Source organism: Corynebacterium sp. HMSC14H10 (assembly GCF_001807105.1).
Classification (GTDB): Bacteria; Actinomycetota; Actinomycetes; order Mycobacteriales; family Mycobacteriaceae; genus Corynebacterium; species Corynebacterium jeikeium_D.
The window spans coordinates 107,985-128,985 of sequence record NZ_KV787443.1 but is presented as its reverse complement, the minus strand read 5'-3'; the positions used below and the strand labels follow the sequence as shown (position 1 = coordinate 128,985).

Here is a 21,001-nt window from a genome sequence, read left to right as displayed (position 1 = left end):
ACCAGGGTTTACAACTTAATTGGAGCGTCTTCTGGCTCCACCGCGCGAGGCAGGTTGGACTCGCCCATCAGGTACTGGTCCACAGCCTCGGCGCAGGCGCGGCCTTCGGCGATAGCCCACACAATCAAACTGGCACCGCGGCCATTGTCACCGGCCACGAACACCGGACCGTCGAAGTTCTGCTCGATGTCGCTGCGCACGGCAAGGTAGTCGTCGTCACGCATCATCACACCGCGATCGTTGAACTGAATACCCAGCTCATGCGGCAGGCCCCCGCGCTCCGGACCGGAGAAGCCCAGAGCAATGAGAACTAGGTCGGCATCGAGCTCGAAATCCGTGTCCTCCATGGGCACGCGCTTCCCATCGATGACCTCGACCTCGTTGGCGGACAGACCGGTCACGTGACCGTCCTCGCCGTGGAAGGAGACGGTGTTGACGTTGAAGACGCGCTTGCCCAGCGTCTCACCGGTGACGCGAGCGTTAAGGCCGAGCGCCTCGGTAACCTCTGGCGGCTCGGAACCGGTGATGGTGTACTCACCTTCTTCGTGGGCAGTCGCCACGCGCCAGACCAGCGGGTACATCGGCCACGGAGTCGACGCCGCACGGGACTTCGGAGCCCGCGGACGGATATCGAACTGCGTGACGGACGCAGCACCTTGACGCAGCGCGGTACCAAAGCAGTCAATACCGGTGTCGCCACCGCCAATGACGACAACCTTCTTGCCCTTGGCATCAATTGGCGGGCTGTCGAGCTCGCCTACGGCAACGCGGTTGGCACCCGGCAGGTACTCCATAGCCTGGTGAATGCCCTCGAGGTCACGGCCATCGACGGGCAGGTCACGAGCCAGCGAGGCGCCGGTAGCTAGGACCACTGCATCGAAGTCGGCCAGGTCAGCGGCTGTCGGTGAGATGTAGGTGCGGAACTCAGTACCCTCAATCTCCATCTGCTCAAGGCGACGGTCGAGGAAGCGCTGCTCCATCTTGTAGTCCGGAACGCCGTAGCGCATCAGACCACCGATCTTGTCGTCACGCTCGAAGACCGTGACATCATGCCCGGCGCGAGTGAGCTGCTGTGCTGCAGCAAGGCCCGCCGGCCCGGAGCCGATGACAGCAATGTGTTGGCCGGTGTCGAAAGTCGGCACAATCGGCTGCACCCAGCCCTCATCGAAGCCGCGTTCAACGATGGCCAGCTCAATATTCTTAATGGTCACCGCATCGTCGTTGATGCCGAGCACACAACCGCCCTCGCACGGAGCCGGACACAGGCGACCGGTCCACTCGGGAAAGTTATTGGTGGCGTGCAAGCGCTCGAAAGCCTCGTGCCAGCGGTTCTGACGAACCAGGTCATTCCACTCCGGAATGATGTTGCCCAGAGGGCAGGCCGAGTGACAAAACGGCACGCCGCAGTCCATACAGCGGGTCGCCTGCTGTTGCAGGTGCTCCTGACTAGCCTCCTCATAGACTTCTTTCCAGTCCATCAGACGCAGCGGAACCGGGCGATGAGCAGGCTCTTCGCGTTGGAACTTCATGAAACCCTTCGGATCAGCCATTGCTTACTGCCTCCATGATTGCCTCGTTGATGTCAGCGTCGTTGTCCTTTGCCTTCGCGACTACGTCGAGAATTCGGGCGTAATCACGCGGCATAATTTTGATGAACTGTGCAGCCGGGAACCGAGTCTTAGAACCCGTGAGCTTGCGGTGCTTCGACAGCGTTGCCTCCAGCCAGCTGATGTCCTCATCGTCGAGCGGCACGATGTCGACCAACTCGGTGTTGATGTTCGCTCGCGTCGCCTCGTTATCCAGCAGGTAGGCGATACCGCCACTCATACCGGCGCCGAAGTTGTGACCGACCGGGCCCGCCACTACGACGCGGCCACCGGTCATGTACTCGCAACCGTGGTTACCGATGCCCTCGACCACGGCCGTGGCACCGGAGTTACGCACGCAGAAGCGCTCGCCGACGGTGCCGCGGACGAAGATTTCACCGCTAGTGGCACCGAAACCAATGACGTTGCCGGCAATCGTGTCGGTAGCCACATCCGCGGTTGGCGGGGCCGAACGTGAAGGTCGGACCACAATCTTGCCGCCGCATAGGCCCTTGCCGACGAAGTCGTTGGCATCGCCCTCCAGCTTGATAGTCACACCGGCTGGCAGGAACGCGCCCAGCGAGTTACCGGCAGAACCGAGCAGGTTGACGACGATAGAGTCGTCGGCAAGCCCCTGCTTACCTGCGACCTTGGTGACTTCGTACCCGAGGCGCGTGCCCACGGAACGGTTCACATTGCTGATGGCGTGGTGCAGCGCCACTGGCGTCGGCGCCAACCCGTTCGCACGCGCCGTACGCAGCGCGGGCTGCGCTTCGTCGATGAGGCGCTCGTCCAACGCCCCCTCGAGGCCGTGGTCCTGCGCCTTCGTGCAGTAGGAATCCTGATCCACAAAGAAGGGGCTCTCGGCAACGTGCAGGATTCGCTCTAGGTCAAGCTTTGCGACGCGCGGAAGGTTGCCCAGATTCTTGCGCGGACGCAGGCACTCGGCATGTCCGACCGCTTCATCGATGGTGCGGAAACCCAGCTCAGCGAGGTATTCACGGACCTGCTGGGCGATGAAGGTGAAGAAGTTGACCACGTGCTCGGCACGGCCGGTGAACTTGCTCCGCAACGTCGGATTCTGGGTGGCAATACCGACTGGGCAGGTGTCCAGGTGGCAGACGCGCATCATGACGCAGCCCTCAACCACCAGCGGAGCGGTAGCAAAACCAAACTCCTCAGCGCCCAACAGCATCGCGACCACGACATCGCGACCGGTCTTGAGCTGGCCATCGCACTGCACGCGGATGCGGTCGCGCAACCCGTTGAGCATCAGGGTCTGCTGGGTTTCAGCGAGCCCCAGCTCCCACGGACCGCCCGCGTGCTTGAGGCTGGTCAGCGGCGAGGCACCAGTGCCGCCATCGTGGCCGGAGATCAGCACAACGTCGGCATGCGCCTTCGACACACCAGCGGCGACAGTACCCACACCCTGCTCGGAGACGAGCTTCACGTGAATGCGGGCGCGCGGGTTGGCGTTCTTGAGGTCGTAAATGAGCTGCGCCAAATCCTCAATCGAGTAGATGTCGTGATGCGGTGGTGGCGAGATCAGACCCACGCCCGGGGTGGTGATGCGCACTTCCGCAATCCACGGGTAGACCTTGTTCGGTGGCAACTGGCCGCCTTCGCCGGGCTTTGCACCCTGGGCCATCTTAATCTGGATGTCGGTGCAGTTGGACAGGTAGTGGCTGGTCACACCGAAGCGGCCCGACGCTACCTGCTTGATGGCAGAGCGTTTCCAATCGCCGTTGGCCTCCATTTCGAAACGGTCTGGATCTTCGCCGCCCTCGCCGGAATTGGACATCGCACCCAGGCGATTCATAGCGATGGCCAGCGTCTCATGTGCCTCCGCAGAGATGGAGCCGTAGCTCATCGCGCCGGTGGAGAAACGCTTGACGATGCTGGAGACCGGTTCAACCTCTTCAATGTCGATCGGCTCGCGGTCCGAGGCGAACTCGAGCATGCCGCGCAGAGTTGCCAGCTGCTTGGTCTGCTCATCGACCTTGTTGGTGTAGTCGCGGAAGACCGCGTACTGACCAGTGCGGGTCGCATGCTGCAGCGTGTAGATGGTCTCCGGGTTGAATAGGTGGTACTCGCCTTCGCGACGCCACTTGTACTCGCCGCCGAGATCCAGCTCGCGGTGTGCTTGCTCTTCCGGACGCGGCAGGAATGCGCTGCGGTGACGAGCTGCAACGTCTTCTGCGACCTCGTCGAGACCGATACCCTCCAGCGGAGAAACAGCGCCGGTGAAGTACTCGTCCAGGAACTCCTGCGACAGACCGACGGTGTCGGCCAGCTGTGCGCCACGGTAGGACTGCAGTGAGGCGATACCCATCTTGGACATGACCTTCAACACGCCCTTGGAGGCGGCCTTACAGTAGTTCGAGCAGGCCTGATCCAGCGTCAGATCACCAAGCTGATCCTTCATGCGCAGCTCATCGATGGTTTCGAAAGCCATGTACGGATTAATGGCATCGGCACCAAAGCCCAGCAGCATGGCCATGTGGTGCACCTCGCGGGCGTCGCCAGCCTCAATGATGAGGCTGGCGCGCGTGCGAGTGCGCTCCTCCACCAGGTGGTGGTGGACCGCAGAGGTCAGCAGCAGCGACGGGATGGGGGCAAAGCGCTCATTGGACTCGCGGTCAGACAGCACAATCAGTCGGGCACCACGGTCGATGGCCTCAGAGACCTCACGGCGGACACGACGGATAGCGTTGCGCAGGCCGCGGCCACCGCGGGCGACCGGGTACAGGCCGGAGATGACCTCGGCACGGAACTCGGAATACTCCTCGTTCTTGCCTGCCTGGCACAGGGTGACAAAGTCGTGGTTGTCCAGGATTGGATGCTCAAGCCGGATGCGACGGGCGGCATCGGCAGTGGGCTCCAGGATGTTGGTCTCTGCGCCCAGCAACGTATTCATGCTGGTGATGGACTTTTCGCGCAGCGAGTCCAACGGCGGATTGGTCACCTGTGCAAACCGCTGCGAGAAGAAGTCGAACAGCATGCGAGGGCGGTTGGACAGTGCTGCAATCGGCGTGTCCGAGCCCATCGAACCCAGGCCCTCCGCGCCGGTGAGTGCCATCGGGCGGATGATTAGGTCAACGTCTTCTTCGGTGATGCCGAAGACGCGCTGTCGCAACACCGCGCGGGCATGCGGCATGTACTGGTAGCGCTCTCGTGGCAAATCGGCGATGTCGACCAGGCCCTCTTTGATCCATTCCTCGTAGGGCCCAGTGGCGGCCAGCGTGGACTTAATCTCCTTGTCCTCAATAATGCGGCCGGCCTTCATGTCCACCAGGAACATACGCCCCGGCTGTACGCGCGTGCGCTGCACAATGTGCTCCGGCGGGATATCCAAGACACCAGCTTCGGAGGCCATCACCACCAGGCCCTCGTCGGTCACCCAGATGCGCCCCGGGCGCAGGCCATTGCGATCCAGGGTGGCACCGATGACCTGGCCGTCGGTAAAGCAGATGGCGGCGGGGCCGTCCCACGGCTCCATCAGGCAGGCATGGTACTCGTAGAACGCGCGAACCTGCGGGCTGAGGTTATCGTCGTGCTCCCAGGCCTGCGGAACCATCATCATGACCGCATGCGGGAGACTACGACCACCGAGATGCAGTAGCTCCAGGGCCTCGTCGAAACGCGCAGTGTCAGAACCGTTGGGATCGCACACCGGCAGTGCGCGGTCGATATTGCCCAGCTTGCCAGAGCGAATCAGCGACTCGCGGGCGCGCATCCAGTTCTCGTTGCCGCGCACGGTGTTGATTTCGCCATTGTGAGCGACGTAGCGGTACGGGTGTGCCAGTGGCCAGGACGGGAAAGTGTTCGTGGAAAAGCGCGAGTGCACGATGGCAAGCGCGGAAGTGACTTCTTTCTGTTGCAGGTCAAGGTAAAAATCCTTCAGCTGCGGTGTAGTCAGCATGCCCTTGTAGACGATCGTGCGACTGGACAGCGACGGGAAGTACACGGTGTCACCACCAGAGCCCTCGCCGGCGCCCTGTTCACCCAGCTCGCGCTCGCAGCGTTTACGCAGGAAGAACATCTTGCGGTCGAGATCAATATCGCTGAGCTGGCGCCCCTCGTAGTTCTTCGCGGTAACGAAGAGCTGACGCAGCACCGGCATAGCCTGGCGGGCCATCTGGCCAAGCCCGTCAGCGTTAATCGGCACATCGCGCCATGCCAAAATCTCGATGCCCTCTTCGGCGCAGATGTCCTCAATAGCCCGGATGGCATCGAGGGTGGCCATGCGCGACTGCGGCAGGAACGCAATACCGGTGGCGTAGGTGCCAGCCGGTGGCAAAATGACGCCTTCTTTACTCAGCTCAGCGCGGTAGTAGGCATCCGGCACCTGAATGAGAATGCCGGCACCGTCGCCAGTGGTCTTCTCGGCACCAGCGGCCCCGCGGTGGTCGAGGTTGACCAGTGCCTGAATGCCCTTTTCCACAATGTCATGGGTCTGGCGACCGTAAATGTCGGCGACAAAGGCCACGCCACACGCATCGTGTTCGTTCGACGGGTGGTAGAGACCTTCCCTCTGAGGACCACGAGGCAATGTGGCCGCTGTTTCGGTCAGAGTCATGGCTGTCTTAGCTGTCATGGCTGTTTTCCCCTTATAGGTGCAATGTGCCAATTGGGGGACACGGGTTATCTATATTTCCAACTGTTTTAACAATGCACTTTCATCTAGGCGTATTGCAATACGTATTTAGGGAATTAGCTATATTTACCCACCCCCGAAGGAGCTAGAACACCCTTCCCGTTCGACTAAAACCGGGCTTTTACTACCCGCTTTAACGCCATAACCCCCTAATCGAGCTACCACCCCCGCTAACTACGCACAATTGTTCGATTCTTTAGCAAACCTCCCTCCATACCCAATCCGCTCCCACCGCTATGGTTAGCTCCATGCTCGTCAACCGTCGTTTCCGCTCGCCACTGCAGGGCCTCGCCCTCCTTATCGGCGCAGCGACAATCCTCAGCGGCTGCACGGCTCCCACAGCCCCCACTCCAGAGAGCCAGTCATACAGCCCGGCACCGGCACCCGCATTTACGCCCGAGCCAGAGGAACCCGCGCCCGAGATTCCTGAAGCGCCCGACGCCCCGGACACCCCAGCGCCCGGCACATCGCCTATCGACGGCATCCGTAGCGCCCTCAACCAGCTGGAGGTAAAAGGGCGCGCACCGAAAACCGGCTATGCGCGCGATGAGTTCGGGCAACGTTGGAGCGACGACGTCTCTGCCGAGTTTGGGCACAACGGATGTGACACGCGAAACGATATTTTGAATCGTGACCTTATTAATAAGGAGTACAAACCAAATAGCCACGATTGCGTCGTGCTTTCAGGGCAATTACTGGATCCCTATACCGGCACGATGATTGAGTTCCAGCGTGGCCGCGATACCTCTTCTGCCGTTCAAATCGACCATGTCGTAGCCTTAAGCGACGCCTGGCAAAAGGGGGCACAGCAACTCCCGCCCGAGGTTCGGCAGGACTTTGCCAATGACCCCCTCAACCTCTTGGCCGTCGATGGCCCCGCCAATCAACAGAAGCGGGATAGCGATGCCGCATCCTGGGTACCCGCCAATAAGCCATTTCGCTGCCAGTATGTCGCTCGCCAGGTGGCAGTAAAACAGAAATACCACCTGTGGCTCACACAGGCGGAGTACGATGCCATCGACCGTTGGCTCTCTACCTGCACACCAGAGGATGAGCCCACACTTGCCGCCCTAACCCTGAATTAGGGCAACTTCCTCCGACGCTCACCGATGCCGCACACCGAGGCTCAAGCCAGCGAATATGCCACCTATTCAGCTACGCACTCGCAACCTCCGCCCCTCCTAGTCTCGAACATTTCTATTTTTCAGAAGATTCCTAGCCCCCTAATTTCTGGGGGCGACCGCCATTCAGCTACTGCCCGCCCCGTCAAACAAACCAACCGAAAACCCTGGGTTCATAGAGTTATATACGTCAATATCAGAATTGAATTCGTTACCGCAGTGTTATCCTTTCGTTATATTCACTGCTTCCTGTCGGTTTATAACTGTTTGATAACACTGTATCCTCGAGCCCGTACGCGAAAAGGTATCCGTCGTAAAGCATTGCGCACGCCGACTGCGTATTTTTTACTTTTCTTCGTGGAAACTACTTTTTGACGCGGCACAGGTTTGTTAAAGTCTGGTTGTTACAAAATCGCACTACCGTGACTGATGGTGTCAGTGTGACTAAAGAGTCGCTTGGCGCTATTAATCGCTTGTCCATCATCTTGGAGGATTCTCACCCATGGCAGCTGAAATGAAGGCTCCGGAAGTACCACTTGGGCTCCAAATCAAGGCTTTTGCCCAGTCGATTCCACCACTCCTGCGTACTGGTGCCCTGTACATGACTCCGAAGACGGCGCCGAAGATTCTCGATTACCTGCGTCGCCTGAAGTTCTCCGTCGCCAGCCTGATTTCCATGAGTGCGCTGCGCTACCCGGATCGCCTCGCCCTTGTCGACGATGACGGTGAACTCACCTATTCTCAGCTGCTTGACAACGCCCACGCCCTGGCTCGCGCCTTGATGGACCGTGGCATGACCCAGAAGTCCAGCTTCGGCGTTATCGCACGCAACGGCCGCGGCATCATCCTGCCGATGGCCATCAAGGGATTCATCGGCTCCGAAATTATGCTGATGAACATCGGCTCCGGCCCGACTCAGATTCGCGGTGTCGTTGACCAGAATAAGGCCAAGTTCCTGTTCGTCGATGACGAGTTCCTGGGCAACCTGCCAGAAGACCTCGACGATGTCACCGTCGTTATTACCTCCGTGACCAAGCCGGAGACCCGCAAGAACGCGGGCAAGAACTTCGTGTTCATGGAAGACCTCATTGAAGAAGGTCGTACATCGAACGCCAAGCTAGATCCGAAGCCGGAGCAGGGACGCATCATCATCATGTCCTCCGGCACCACCGGCATCCCGAAGGGTGTCCTGCGCAATGAGCCGAAGACACCGGCAACTGTGGGTGCAATCGCCGATCGTATTCCGTGGCGCCGCAACATGGTCATTCACCAGTCCGCATCCATGTTCCACGCCTGGGGCTGGGCAAATGTGCTGATTGGCATGGCTACCGGCTCCACCATTGTCACCATGCGTGTCTTCGACCCGAAGAAGGCTGTTGACCAGTGTGAGCAGTACGGCTGTAACGGCATGATTTCCGCGGCCTTCTTCCTGCGCCAGATCAAGGACGTTCTGGATGAGGAGCCGAACCGCAAGATTGGCCCGTTCCGCTTCATCGTCTCCTCTGGTAACGCCATCCCGGGCTGGCTCGTCTCCGCGCTGACTCACCGCTTCGGTCCGGTTATTTGTAACTTCTACGGCTCCACCGAGGCCGGCCTGTGCTCCATCGCATCCGGCGCGGACCTCGCAGCTCGCCCGGACTCCGCAGGTCGCCCGGCAATTGGCGCCAAGGTTCGCATCCTGGGTGACGACGGCAAGGAAGTCGAGCCGGGTGAGGTTGGCATGATCCACACCGCTCAGGAGCTCTCCTTCATCGGTTACCTGAACAAGAAGGACAAGTTCACCACCGTCGATGGCCTGTTCCAGATTGGTGACCTCGGCCGTATCGACCAGGACGGCTACCTGTACATCTGTGGTCGCTCCGACGACATGGTGATCAAGGGCGGCGAGAACGTCTTCCCACGCGAGGTCGAAGAAATTCTGGGCCCGGTGCCGGGCATCGCCGATGTCTTCTGCCACGGCAGCAACGAAAACGACGAGATTTTCGCTGACCTGTTCCTCTACGTTGTCCGCGAGGACAATGAGGCCGGCAAGAACCTCACCGAGGACATGCTGCGCGAGTACGTCCGCGAAACTCTGGCCGAGCACTCCACTCCGGACCGCGTCTTCTTCGTCGACTCCCTGCCGCGCAACGCCATCGGCAAGGTTGTCCCGCGCGAGGTCAAAGCAATGCACGAGCGCCTGAACCTGGACGCTCAGTAAGAAGCCTGCACACGAAAGTGTGCCCACCGGCTATCCGCCTGGTGGGCACACTTTTTGCTTATCTTCGCTACCTTTTACACGGCTATCCGCGCGGGCGCACCTGGATTTCATCCACGTTGGCATCCGCTCCGGTATCAACGGCCAGACGTACTGCGGCTGCGATCGATTCAGGCCGCATGAACTTCGTTCCGTCGTAACGCCAATCCGCATCATCGCGGTGCCAATTCGACTGCAGCTGAACCTGCATATCGGTATCGACGCGCCCAGGGTGCACGGAGCTGACTCGTACCGCGCCCCGCTCTTCCTCGCGCAGCGCATCGGTGAAGGCCCGCAGCGCGAACTTCGACGCTGCATACGGTGAAGTACCAGCTGAAGCGCGGAATCCCGAGCCCGAGTTGATGGTTACCAGCGTGCCCTCCGCCTTGCGCAGCGCTGGCAGCAGCTGGCGTGTCAGGTCGGCGACGGCGACGACGTTGATGTCCATAATTCGCGACCAGTCCGCACGCGAAACCTCCGCCACGTCCCCATCGACGTACACGCCCGCCGAGTGCACGAGCACATCCAGCCCGCGCCCACCGAGCGCCTCCAACAGCTTTGCCACTTCCGCGTTTACGGCGTCGGTATCACCCAGATCAGCAACGAATACGCTTGCCGACGGCAACTGCGACGCCACCTTCTCGGCAGACTCAGCACTGGTAGCGCCCACAATGACATGGTGGTCACGGGAGAGATCCTTGGCGACCGCCAGGCCAATACCACGGCTTGCACCCGTGACCAGGGCAATCTTGGTGTCAGCGGCAATATCGATGCTCATGTACGGCTCCTCTATGTAGTCGGTTTACTTCTTCGGCTTCGCGCCGCCCACCTGGTCGATGGGGGTCACCTGCAGGAAGTCAATGTTGACGCGCTTCGGACGGGTGGCCGCGAACACAATGATGTCGGCAACATCATCGGCGGTCAGCGACTCAACGCCATCGTAGACCGCTGCGGCCTTGGTCTCGTCGCCGTCGAAACGCACGAGTGAGAAGTCGGTGTGGACGCGCCCCGGATCGATTTCGGTGACGCGCACGCCATCGGCAGCAACCTCTTGACGCAGGACTTCCACCAGCGCGCGCTCAGCGTGCTTGGCTGCGTTGTAACCGGCGCCGCCGGTGTAGACCTGACGGCCGGCAATCGAGCCGACGGTGAGCACAATGCCGCTAGTGGACTTCAATGCGGGCAGCAGCGCGCGGGTGACGCGCAGGGTGCCCAGCACGTTGACCTCGTACATCCAGCGCCACTTTTCCTCGACAGCGCCTTCAACCGATTCCATGCCCCAGGCGCCACCGGCGTTGTTAACCAGCACGTCGACGCGCGGTTCGGCCTTAGCCAGCGCCGCCACATCGGCGTCAGAGGTGACGTCAACCTTGTAGACCGTCGCTTCACCACCGGCAGCGCGAATCTCCTCCGCGACAGCCTCCAGCTTGTCCTCGCGGCGGGCTCCCAGCACAACGCGGAAACCTTCAGCTGCGAACTGCTTGGCAGTGGCTGCACCAATACCGGAAGAAGCACCGGTAACTACAGCTACTTTCTTGCCATTAGTTGAAGTTTCAGAGGTCATGGGGGCTCAACTCCTTGCTACATGCGTCTACTAATATTCCCGACTGTAGTCATACGACACCCTCCTGCGCCGAAGACTGCGCGTGCTTTACACCTGATGTTCCACGTGAAACGTATATAAAACTGTGCCGGAATTTTTCCGATTCACCTCATACACAGCCGCTAAAACCGCGATACTGGTTGCATGTCTGACCAGCCTCACTTCCCACATCTTCTCTCCCCTCTCGACGTCGGTCCTCTAACTCTGCGCAATCGCATCATCATGGGCTCAATGCACTCCGGCCTGGAAGATCGCACCCGTGATATCCCCAAGCTGGCTGCCTACCTTGGTCGACGCGCCGAAGGTGGCGTGGGGCTCATCGTCACCGGCGGTTATGCTCCCAACATCGAAGGTTGGCTGACTCCGGCCGGTTCGATGATGGCGTCGAAGCGCATGGCGGACAATCACCGCCGCGTTACTGACCTCGTGCACTCCCACGGCAGCCACATCGTGCTGCAGGTGCTGCACGCCGGTCGTTACAGCTACAGCCCGCTGGCTCGCTCCGCCAATACCGGTCAGTCGCCGATTAGCCCGTTTAAGGCTCACCGCCTCACCGGCTTTGATGTCTCGCGCACCATTGGCGCCTACGTCCGCGCCGCGAAGCTCGCGAAACGTGCCGGTTACGACGGCATCGAGGTTATGGGTTCCGAGGGTTACCTGCTCAACCAGTTCCTGGCCGAGCGCACCAACCACCGCTCGGACAACTGGGGTGGCAGCGCCGAGGCTCGCATGCGCCTGCCCATCGAAATTGTCCGTCGCATTCGCGCCGAGGTGGGCGAGGACTTCCTGCTGCAGTACCGCATTTCGCTGCTTGACCTGGTGGAAGACGGCCAGACCTGGTCCGAGACCACTGAACTCGCGCAGCGTCTGGTCGAGGCTGGCGTCGATGTCTTCAACACCGGTATCGGCTGGCACGAAGCACGCGTCCCCACCATCGTTACGTCCGTGCCGCGCGCCGCATTCACGGATCTGACTGGTCGTCTCCGTTCGCTTGTCGACGTCCCGGTGGCAGCCTCCAACCGAATCAATCGTCCCGAGATTGCGGAGAAGATCCTCGCTGACGGCGATGCGGACCTGATTTCCATGGCCCGCCCACTGCTGGCTGACCCGGACTTCGCCATCAAGGCGGGCGATGGTCGAGCTGACCAGATCAACACCTGCATCGCCTGTAACCAGGCCTGCTTGGACCACACCTTCGCGGCCAAGCGCTCCACCTGTTTGGTCAACCCGAAGGCTGCTTACGAAACCGAGTTGGTATCCGTGCCGGTGTCGAAGGACAAGGCCAAGCACGTCGCCGTCATCGGCGCTGGTGTGGCTGGACTCGCTTTCGCGGAAGCCGCAGCTCAGCGCGGCCACCACCCGGAGATTTTCGAGGCCGCCGACCAGATTGGTGGCCAGTTCAACCTCGCCGCAAAGATTCCGGGCAAGGAGGACTACGGCGAGACGCTGAAGTACTTCTCCCGCCGTCTGGAGGTACTCGAAGTTCCAGTTCACCTGAGCACGCGTGCCGACGTCGACGAGCTCAAGACCAAGTTTGACCACGTGATTGTGGCCACGGGTGTCACCCCGCGCATCCCGGGCATTGACGGTATCGACCACGAGAAGGTCATTCGTTACGACGAGCTGCTCTCGGGTGCGAAGCAGGCCGGCAACAAGGTGGCCGTCATCGGTGCTGGCGGTATCGGTGTGGACGTGTGTGAATACCTCACTCGCAAGCCGAACCAGACCATCGAAGCCTGGAAGGACGCCTGGGGCGTCGGTGACCCTGCGGAGTTCCGCGCGGGTCTGACCAAGCCGGGCACGGTCTCTGGCGCAGCTGAGGAGTTTGAGGTTGAGCGCGAGGTGCACCTGCTGCAGCGCAAGACCTCCCGCATCGGTAAGGGCCTGGGCAAGACCACTGGTTGGGTTCACCGTGCGGAGATCAAGAAGGCCGGTGTCAAGCAGTACACCGGCGTCACCTACAACCGTATCGATGACGAGGGCCTACACATCACCATCGATGAAAAGCCACAGGTCATCGCAGTTGACAACGTGATTGTCTGTACTGGTCAGGTATCCAATCTGGACTGCCTGGGCGGCAAGGATCGCGAGAGCGTCACCGGCGATAACTCCAATGTCACCATCATCGGTGGCGCGGACGTGGCCGCTGAGCTGGACGCTAAGCGTGCCATCCGCCAGGCCGTCGAGGTAGCGCTCGCGCTGTAGGGCTAGGGCTGCTACGCCTCGTAGCGGTCGGTGTAGGCGCGCTGCTCGAACTCGAAACGGCCCGGGTGAGCCGGGAACTCACCCGGGACACCGATGGCCAGCAACAGCGCTACCGCCACATCGGTGTCACCGGCACCGATAGCTTCCTTGACCTTCTGCTCACTAAAGCCCGTCATCGGGGAGCTAGCCCAACCAAAGGCGCTGGCAGTGACCATAGCGAAAGAAGCGGCAATCATGGCGTCGCGGATTGCGAACTCGCGGGAGAGACCCTTTTCCTCGCGGACCTTATGGAAGGAGGTCATCGAGGCTTCCCGCTCGGCAGCGGCAACTTCGTCCCACAGGCCAGTCGCCTTGTTGGCCTCAACCAGGCGTGGAATACCGCGCTTCCAGCCGGTCGGCTCACCAATGAAGGCGAGCAGCAGCGGCGCATTGGCAACCTGCTTCTGACCACCGGCAGCTTCCACTACCTGCTGGCGCACCTCAGGGTCCTCGATGCGCACGATAGCCCGAGACTGAATGTTAAAGGCGCTGGGAGCTTCCAGAGATAGCTCCAGGAGGCGGCGCACGTCAGCGTCGTCAAGCGGTTCGTCAGCATAGACGCGCGTGGCACGGCGGTTGCGGATGATGTTCTCAAATTCGGTGGCGAACTGGTCGCGCGGAGAATGCGAAGTCATGCATTAAAGAATAACTGTTTGCCAACCTTCGAGTTCGAGCAGCCAGCGCTTCATTTCGCGGCCGCCGGCATAGGATCCGAAAGACCCCGCTCCCCCACTGGCGGGCACCACGCGGTGACAGGGAATCAGAATGCCCAGCGGATTGGTGGCACAGGCCGAGCCGGCAGCTCTGGCGGCACGGGGTGATCCGGCCATTTCAGCGAGCTCACCGTAAGTTACGACCTGGCCATACGGCACATCGCGCAGTGCGGTCAGCGCACGGGCGCGGAAAGAATCCTGGGTGAATATGTCGCAGTCCAGCGGCAGCGCAAACTCACGGCGCTGCCCGGCAAAGTACTCGCGGAACTGCCGCGCTGCCTGTTCCGCCACCGCTTGCGCTTCGGGGTCGGCGGCGCTGGGGTCGTCGTCAAGCACGGGGCCTAAGAGATTGACTTCGACGACCCCGCGAGCGGAGGTGGCGATTCCAAGCACGCCGAAAGGCGTTTCTACCTGGGAAATCGCCATAAAACCTCCTACTTAGCCCTTGTTGGCCTGGAACCAGGCCAGCAGCTCGTCCCACTCCTTCTCGTGACCGGAGCGGAAGTAACCACCGTAGCCCACGCCCTTGCCGCCAGCCGGCTGAGCCTGGCGCTTTTCAATCTTTTCAGCAGAGCTCATCACATTGGTGATCAGGTCTGCCGAGGACTCCTCAGTCCAGTAATCATCCGGAACGCGGATGGACAGGAACGGCTGCGGAGCCTTGGAGAAGCGGTTAGCGAAGTCGAACTCGGAATCGTCGAAGAAGTAGCCTTCCTTGCGAGCCCAGCGAGCCCACTGACGCATGACACCATTCGGCGGCTCAACAGCCAGACGCCACGCCGACGCCGGAATGTGGCCGGTAATGAAACCGCTAATCGGGCCGAGAATATTGAAGATGAAGAATGCGCGGACCTTGCCCGCCACGGACGGCACCTTGGAAATACGCATACCGCGGCAGTTGACCAACGCCGCTGCGTCATAGGTGCCCTCGGAGCCGGCGTAGACGATGCCGTGACCGCCAACCGCGTGGCCGACAGCGAAGTGCGGTACGTCCGGGTAGGTCTCCTTGGCCCACTCGATCACACCCGGAATATCCTTGGTGATCCAGTCCGACATCCGGATGTCTTCGTTGTTCTGGTCAGTCTTCAGAGCGGACTGGCCAATTCCGCGGTAATCATAGGTGATAACGCCGTAGCCCTTTTCTGCCACGGTCTCAGCGAAACGGTGGTAGAAACCCTGCGGCACACCGGTACCGGAGTGAACGGTGATGATGCCGTTGGGAATGTTCTCTGGGTTCTCCTTCGGGCGGAACATGGTTCCGCGCAGCAGGACGCGGTCATTAGCCGGAATAATGATGTCCTGCCGAGGGCACGGCTCCGGCAACTTCGGGCTCTTCGCGGAAAAACGGCTATCCCCAGTGGAAGTGGTTGAGGCTTCGGAGGTCATTTATGCAGTTCCTTCGAGTGGACTTAAACAGTGCATGATTTTGTATACACAATCTTAAAGTGTAAGGCTCATCACTTTCAGCGCTTTCGTGGAATTTGCCTCACACGCGTTACAACTGCACATCCCCATAGGCGCGTTCGTCCTCAATTGGCTCCAGATGCGAGGAGATATGCACACCTGGGAAACGCTCCCGCAGCTCATCTTCCATCGCGGTAAGCACATCGTGACCGCGCTCCACGCTCCACGCGCCCGGCACCAGCACATGGAACTCAATGAACTTCTGATGCCCCGACTCGCGAGTGCGGATTTCGTGGACGTCGATGCCACGACTCCGGTCACGGTGCGAGGCCAAAATCTCATCCACCGCCACGCGGTCGTCGCCCTCCATGGCCTTGTCCATCAGGCCGTTACCGGAATCGCGCAGCAGCTTGTAGCCGGTGACCAGGATGTTTACGGCCCCGGCCAGCGCGATAATCGGGTCGAGCCACCACAGGCCGGTAACCCACACCAGCGCCACACCTACGAGCACTCCGGCGGAGGTCCACACGTCGGTCATCAGATGCTTGCCGTCGGCGGTCAGCGCCAGGGAGTTGTGCTGGCGCCCGGCCTTAAGCAGAATCAGCGCCACCGCACCATTGATCACCGAGGCAATTACGGTCACGACGAGGCCCTGGCCAATCTGCTCAATCGGCTGCGGGTTCACCAACCGCTCGATGGAGACATAAATAATGGCCGCCGCCGCCACGAAGATCATGGCACCTTCCAGCCCGGCCGAGAAGTACTCTGCCTTGGAATGGCCGAACTCATGATCACGGTCCGCGGGCCGCGCGATAACCTTGAGCACAATAATTGCGACAACTGCCGCAACCAGATTGACAATCGACTCCGTCGCGTCGGAAAGCAGGCCCACCGATCCGGTCAGAGTGTAGCCCCAAAACTTCAGCGCGATGGTGACGACCGCCGCCCCCACTGAAAGCCAACCAAAACGAGATAAGTCCTGCATATGCGGGCACTTTACCCGCCTTTCCGGAGTTACTACCAGTTCTATGAGCACCGATTTCCAGTTCAATTTGCAGAACATTTCTGCAGGCCTGCCGTTCGCGTCGCAACTCGCCTCGCTTGCCGACGCCGTGCGCGACCACGACGTAGTAGTCCAGGCCCCACCGGGCACCGGCAAGACCACTTTGGTTCCGCCGGCAGTAGCCAACACCCTGGGCGGCCGCATTGTGGTCACGGCTCCCCGGCGTGTGGCGGTGCGCTCGGCAGCGCGGCGGTTGGCGCAGTTGTCGGGCACCAAGCTCGGTGAGGAAGTTGGCTACTCGGTGCGTGGCGACGCAAAAGTTTCCCGCGCCACCCGCGTGGAGTTTGTCACTCCCGGTGTGCTGCTGCGCCGACTGCTGCGCGACGGCGACGTGGATGCCAGCGCGGTGCTCATCGATGAGGTACACGAGCGCGGCTTGGACACCGACCTGGTGTTGGCAATGGTGCGCGACTTGCGGGATATCCGCGATGACCTGCGCCTTGTCGCTATGTCGGCAACGGTGGACGCACCGAAGTTCGCGGCCTTGCTCGGCGGCTCCACCCCGGCTCCCATTGTGGCGGCGGAGGCGGAGATCTTTCCTCTGGACATCCGCTACGCGCCCTTTCCGCAGCGGCTGAATGCACGCGGTGTGACCGACGACTTCCTGCAGCACGTTGCCGCCCAGGCCAGCACACTCGCGGAAGAAGCCGCCGGTGATGTGCTGGTTTTCCTCCCTGGCATCCGCGAGGTGGAACGCTGCGCAGGCTATATCGCGGATTCCTCGGAGGTGGCGGTGCTGACGCTGCACGGCCAGCAGAGCTCCGAGGAGCAGGACCGCGTGTTCCGTCGGCAAGCGGATGGTAGACGCGTAATTGTGTCCACCGCGATTGCGGAATCATCCGTGACTGTGCCGGGCGTGCGCGCCGTTGTCGACGCCTGCCTCGCGCGCGGACCGCGACTCGACATTGCGCGTGGCTTCTCCGGCCTGGTCACCAGCTCGTGTGCGCAGTCCTCCGCGAACCAGCGCGCTGGCCGAGCGGGACGTGAGGGCCCGGGCATCGTGGTGCGCTGCGTCTCCCAGTCGGAATTCGCGTCCTTTCCCGCCTGGCCCGCGCCGGAAATCGAGGTCGCCGACCTGACCCAGGCGCTCCTCGACGCCGCCGCGTGGGGCACGCCGGGGATGCAGGGACTGAAGCTTCTCGACGCCCCACCACCCCACCACGCCGAGGCTGCAAACCGCATTCTCGCTGGCCTGGGCGCTGTTGATGAGGCCGGTGACATCACGGAACTCGGCCGCACCCTGGCTACCCTGCCGGTGCATCCGCGCATGGGACGCGCGCTGCTGACCGCCACGGCCATGATGCCGCAGCACGCCGACGCGGTCGCACGCGCGGTGGAGAAACTCACCGATGCCCGCGGCTTGGCCAAGCAGGTGCGCCGCATTGAGCTGGATACTGAAGCCCCCGCCAACCTGCTGCCCTCGGACATCCCCGCGCTGGTCACGGCCCTGGCGTGGCCGGATTTCATCGGGCGACGGCGCAGTGCGAATTCCGACGAGTACCTTTTCACCGGCGGCACCGCAGCGGAACTCGCCCGCGGTTCTGACCTACACGGCCACGAATGGATCGCGGCCGCCGACATCTCGCGGCTCTCACACGGCCGCGCACTGATTCGCGACGGCGAGGCGATCGACCTGGAAATCGCCATGCTCGCCGCCGGCCACCTCGCCCGCACGGAGACCACGGCGCGCGTCGAACAGGGCCGCGTTCGCGCCCGCGAGCGTGACCTGCTCGGCGCCATCGAGCTGTCCTCCCGCCAGGTCTCCCCAACACCTGAGCAGTGCATTGCTGCCAACTCCGCCTGGCTTGCCGACGCGCTTGCCGACGCCGCCCCCAACCTCGACCGCGACACCGAACAACTCCGCCGCCGCATGGCCTTTCTCCACACTCATCGCGGTGCCCCATGGCCGGATGTCTCCCCCGCAGGGCTCGCGGCCCAGGCCGAGCTCCTCTTTGCTGGCGAGCTGGACCGCCCGACCCCTCCCAAGCTAGATGCCGAGCACCTCCGCCGCCTGCTGCCCTGGCCGGAGGCCACGGACTTCGACCGGCTGGTGCCCGAACGCCTGGAGGTCCCCTCCGGTTCGAAGATTCGCCTGGAGTACCCGGAGGACCCCACGAACCCTGAGGCAAAGATTGTGCTCGCCGTGAAGTTGCAGGAGTGCTTCGGCCTGGCGGAGACCCCGCAGGTATTGGAAAAGCCGGTGACAATGCACTTACTGTCACCGGCTCAGCGACCACTCGCGGTCACTGGAGACTTGGAAAGTTTCTGGAATGGCGCCTACGCACAGGTTCGCTCCGAGATGCGGGGCCGTTACCCCAAGCACCCGTGGCCGGAGAACCCGTGGGAGGAGCAGGCTACTGCGAGAACGAAGCGCCGTCGTTAAGCAGGCTCGTCGTTAAGCAACTGCCTGCGCCCGCACGCGACTGGGTTTGTACCAGAGGTAGATTGCGTAGCCCAGGCAGGTGAAGAAGAGCACGCCGCCCATGATTCCCTGCATGTTGCCGTAGAACCACTGCCCCACGCCCGCGGCGTGACCGAAGTCGTTGCCCACGAAGACCTTGTACGGCGCCCACCAGTGGGCGATCATGAACAAGGTGCCGACAACGATGTTCCCGATCTCGCGGACGAAGAGCACCAGCGGCACAAAGACCATGACAATCGACCAGTGGTGGCTGACCGCGTACGGTCCAGCAAAGCTGACCGCCAGCGCGACGAAACCGAGGGCTGCGACCTCATAGCCATTGCGGTGGTAGATCCACGCCACGAAAGCAGCGGCGATGGCACCAAAGAGGAAGAAACCGTAGATGCCAATATCGAGCGCAGTGCCCTCCACCCCGGCACGGGCGAGCAGACCACTGAACGCCTGGTTGGCCTCGTAAGCCGGGGCGCCACCGCGGTTGCCGGCGAAGAACTCATCGGTCCAGAAGTAGATGGACTCTTTAAAGCGCACGGCGAAACCAATGGCGACGGTCACCAGGAACCAGCAGAAGCTCTTGGCCACGGCCGCAAAGTCACGGCGCATGAGGAACACCAGCGCATATGCCGCGGGGGTGATCTTGATACCCGCCGCGATACCCACGCCCAATCCACGCAGCTTCTTGGGCAAAAAGCCCAGCACATCGGAGACCACCAGCAGCGCGAGGAAGACGTTGATCTGCCCGAAGAGCACGTTGGCGCGCAGCGGGTCGAGCAGCATCACCACCCCGAGCAGGCAGGTAGCCATCAGCTTCGGACGCTCAGAGCCGAGACGAGTGAAGACCATCCACAGCATCGCCCACACCGCCGCCAGCGTGGCGAACGTCCAGATGATTTGCAGGGTGACCGGCCCCGCCCAGGTCAGCGGGTAAAACAGCAGCGCTGCAAAGGGTGGGTAGATGAAGCGGAAACCCGATCTGGTGGGAAACTCTGGTGAGTAGAGATCCTGGTCTCGTCGTAGCGCCCAGCCGGCGTCTTGGAAGACCTCGAGGTCCATCATGTAGGCAGTTGCCGCAAGATAGATGAAGTCGATGACAACGACCAGCGACACCAGCCCAAATACAATTGCCAAGATCCGTCTCTGCATGACGGAAAGCGTCGAGAGTCTGTCCATGAGCATGATTCGACACTACCGCACAGTTCTTCCTACTCAGGCCTTAGAGTGGGAGGTATGTTCGTGGAAAACTATCGCAAGGTTCGCTCCGAGATCGACGACGCTTGCCGACGAGCTGGGCGCCAGCCCTCCGAGGTCCGCCTGCTGCCCGTCAGCAAGACTGTGCCTGTCGACGCCCTGGTGGAATCCTGGCCGGAGCTCGCAGCAGCCGGCTGCGCTGGCCTGGCGGAAAACCGCGTCCAGGAAGCGGTGGCCAAGGCGGAGGCATTCCGGGAGGCCTTCGGCGACAAGGCACCGCATATGGCCATCATTGGTCCACTGCAGACGAATAAGGCCGGCCACTTGGTCAGCTGTGCCGATGAGTTTCAGGCTCTGGACCGCCCGAAGGTGGCCGGAGCACTGCAGCGTCGCTTGGCCGATTCCGAGCGCACGCTCGATGTGCTGATTCAGGTCAACGCCTCCCGCGAGCCGCAGAAGTCGGGGCTGGCACCAAGCCACGCGGCGGAGTTTGTCCGCATGTTTGGACCCGATGGCGAGTACCCGAACCTGCGTCTGCGCGGGTTTATGACCATCGCGGCCCAGAATGATCCGAATGTGCGCGAGACCTTCGCGGAGCTGCGGGAGCTGCGGGACAGTCTGCTCGGGGATTTACCGGAGGGTGTCAGCCTCGACGAACTGTCAATGGGTATGTCCGGCGACTACCGCGAAGCCATCGCCGAAGGGGCGACCACCGTGCGTGTGGGACGCGCCATCTTCGGTGAGCGCTCCTATCAGAAATAAAGGTA

Annotated in this window: 14 protein-coding genes; 5 read left to right on the top strand and 9 right to left on the bottom strand. The window is 61.6% G+C overall.

The genetic code is table 11. The annotated features are described in order from the left end of the window. Positions 1-8: 8 nt before the first annotated feature. The gene (locus tag HMPREF3135_RS09135; protein WP_070429096.1) at positions 9-1,550 is read right to left on the bottom strand and encodes a glutamate synthase subunit beta; all 1,542 of its coding nucleotides are present in this window, start codon (positions 1,548-1,550) and stop codon (positions 9-11) included. Continuing rightward, positions 1,543-6,165, bottom strand: a complete 4,623-nt coding sequence (gltB, locus tag HMPREF3135_RS09130) for a glutamate synthase large subunit (RefSeq protein ID WP_070429133.1) — start codon at positions 6,163-6,165, stop codon at positions 1,543-1,545. Before gltB ends, HMPREF3135_RS09135 begins: the two co-directional genes overlap by 8 nt. A gap of 314 nt (positions 6,166-6,479) precedes the next feature. On the opposite strand from gltB, the gene HMPREF3135_RS09125 reads away from it, so the two are divergent. Both HMPREF3135_RS09125 and HMPREF3135_RS09120 read left to right on the top strand, forming a co-directional pair. Next, the gene (locus HMPREF3135_RS09125) at positions 6,480-7,328 is read left to right on the top strand and encodes an HNH endonuclease family protein (RefSeq protein ID WP_070429095.1); all 849 of its coding nucleotides are present in this window, start codon (positions 6,480-6,482) and stop codon (positions 7,326-7,328) included. A 538-nt stretch (positions 7,329-7,866) separates the two neighbouring features. Further along, the gene (locus tag HMPREF3135_RS09120; protein WP_049193377.1) at positions 7,867-9,564 is read left to right on the top strand and encodes an AMP-binding protein; all 1,698 of its coding nucleotides are present in this window, start codon (positions 7,867-7,869) and stop codon (positions 9,562-9,564) included. Positions 9,565-9,646: 82 nt separating this feature from the next. On the opposite strand, the gene HMPREF3135_RS09115 is transcribed toward HMPREF3135_RS09120, so the two are convergent. Both HMPREF3135_RS09115 and HMPREF3135_RS09110 read right to left on the bottom strand, forming a co-directional pair. After that, complete coding sequence (locus HMPREF3135_RS09115; RefSeq protein WP_016421787.1) at positions 9,647-10,378, bottom strand: SDR family oxidoreductase; 732 nt, start codon at positions 10,376-10,378, stop codon at positions 9,647-9,649. Positions 10,379-10,402: 24 nt separating this feature from the next. Next, on the bottom strand, positions 10,403-11,164 hold the full coding sequence (locus HMPREF3135_RS09110) for an SDR family oxidoreductase (RefSeq protein WP_049193380.1): 762 nt from the start codon (positions 11,162-11,164) through the stop codon (positions 10,403-10,405). A gap of 183 nt (positions 11,165-11,347) precedes the next feature. On the opposite strand from HMPREF3135_RS09110, the gene HMPREF3135_RS09105 reads away from it, so the two are divergent. Next, on the top strand, positions 11,348-13,408 hold the full coding sequence (locus HMPREF3135_RS09105) for an oxidoreductase (RefSeq protein ID WP_070429094.1): 2,061 nt from the start codon (positions 11,348-11,350) through the stop codon (positions 13,406-13,408). Between the two features lie 11 nt (positions 13,409-13,419). Here HMPREF3135_RS09105 and HMPREF3135_RS09100 read toward each other — a convergent pair whose 3' ends face one another. The 4 genes from HMPREF3135_RS09100 to HMPREF3135_RS09085 all read right to left on the bottom strand — a co-directional run bounded on the left by HMPREF3135_RS09100 (position 13,420) and on the right by HMPREF3135_RS09085 (position 16,549). Continuing rightward, positions 13,420-14,082 (bottom strand): nitroreductase family protein, encoded by a 663-nt coding sequence (locus HMPREF3135_RS09100; protein WP_049172542.1) that lies wholly within the window; start codon positions 14,080-14,082, stop codon positions 13,420-13,422. A 3-nt stretch (positions 14,083-14,085) separates the two neighbouring features. Continuing rightward, positions 14,086-14,586 (bottom strand): methylated-DNA--[protein]-cysteine S-methyltransferase, encoded by a 501-nt coding sequence (locus tag HMPREF3135_RS09095; protein WP_070429093.1) that lies wholly within the window; start codon positions 14,584-14,586, stop codon positions 14,086-14,088. A gap of 12 nt (positions 14,587-14,598) precedes the next feature. Next, a complete protein-coding gene (locus HMPREF3135_RS09090; protein ID WP_049189819.1) occupies positions 14,599-15,546 on the bottom strand; it encodes an alpha/beta hydrolase family protein in 948 nt (315 codons plus the stop codon). 109 nt (positions 15,547-15,655) lie between these two features. Then, positions 15,656-16,549, bottom strand: a complete 894-nt coding sequence (locus tag HMPREF3135_RS09085; RefSeq protein ID WP_070439271.1) for a cation diffusion facilitator family transporter — start codon at positions 16,547-16,549, stop codon at positions 15,656-15,658. A 43-nt stretch (positions 16,550-16,592) separates the two neighbouring features. Here HMPREF3135_RS09085 and HMPREF3135_RS09080 point away from each other — a divergent pair, with 43 nt between their 5' ends. Further along, on the top strand, positions 16,593-19,010 hold the full coding sequence (locus HMPREF3135_RS09080; protein WP_070429091.1) for an ATP-dependent RNA helicase: 2,418 nt from the start codon (positions 16,593-16,595) through the stop codon (positions 19,008-19,010). A 12-nt stretch (positions 19,011-19,022) separates the two neighbouring features. Here HMPREF3135_RS09080 and HMPREF3135_RS09075 read toward each other — a convergent pair whose 3' ends face one another. Beyond that, positions 19,023-20,189, bottom strand: a complete 1,167-nt coding sequence (locus HMPREF3135_RS09075; RefSeq protein WP_246815081.1) for a glycosyltransferase 87 family protein — start codon at positions 20,187-20,189, stop codon at positions 19,023-19,025. An 84-nt stretch (positions 20,190-20,273) separates the two neighbouring features. On the opposite strand from HMPREF3135_RS09075, the gene HMPREF3135_RS09070 reads away from it, so the two are divergent. After that, positions 20,274-20,996, top strand: a complete 723-nt coding sequence (locus tag HMPREF3135_RS09070) for a YggS family pyridoxal phosphate-dependent enzyme (RefSeq protein WP_070429089.1) — start codon at positions 20,274-20,276, stop codon at positions 20,994-20,996. Positions 20,997-21,001 lie beyond the last annotated feature (5 nt).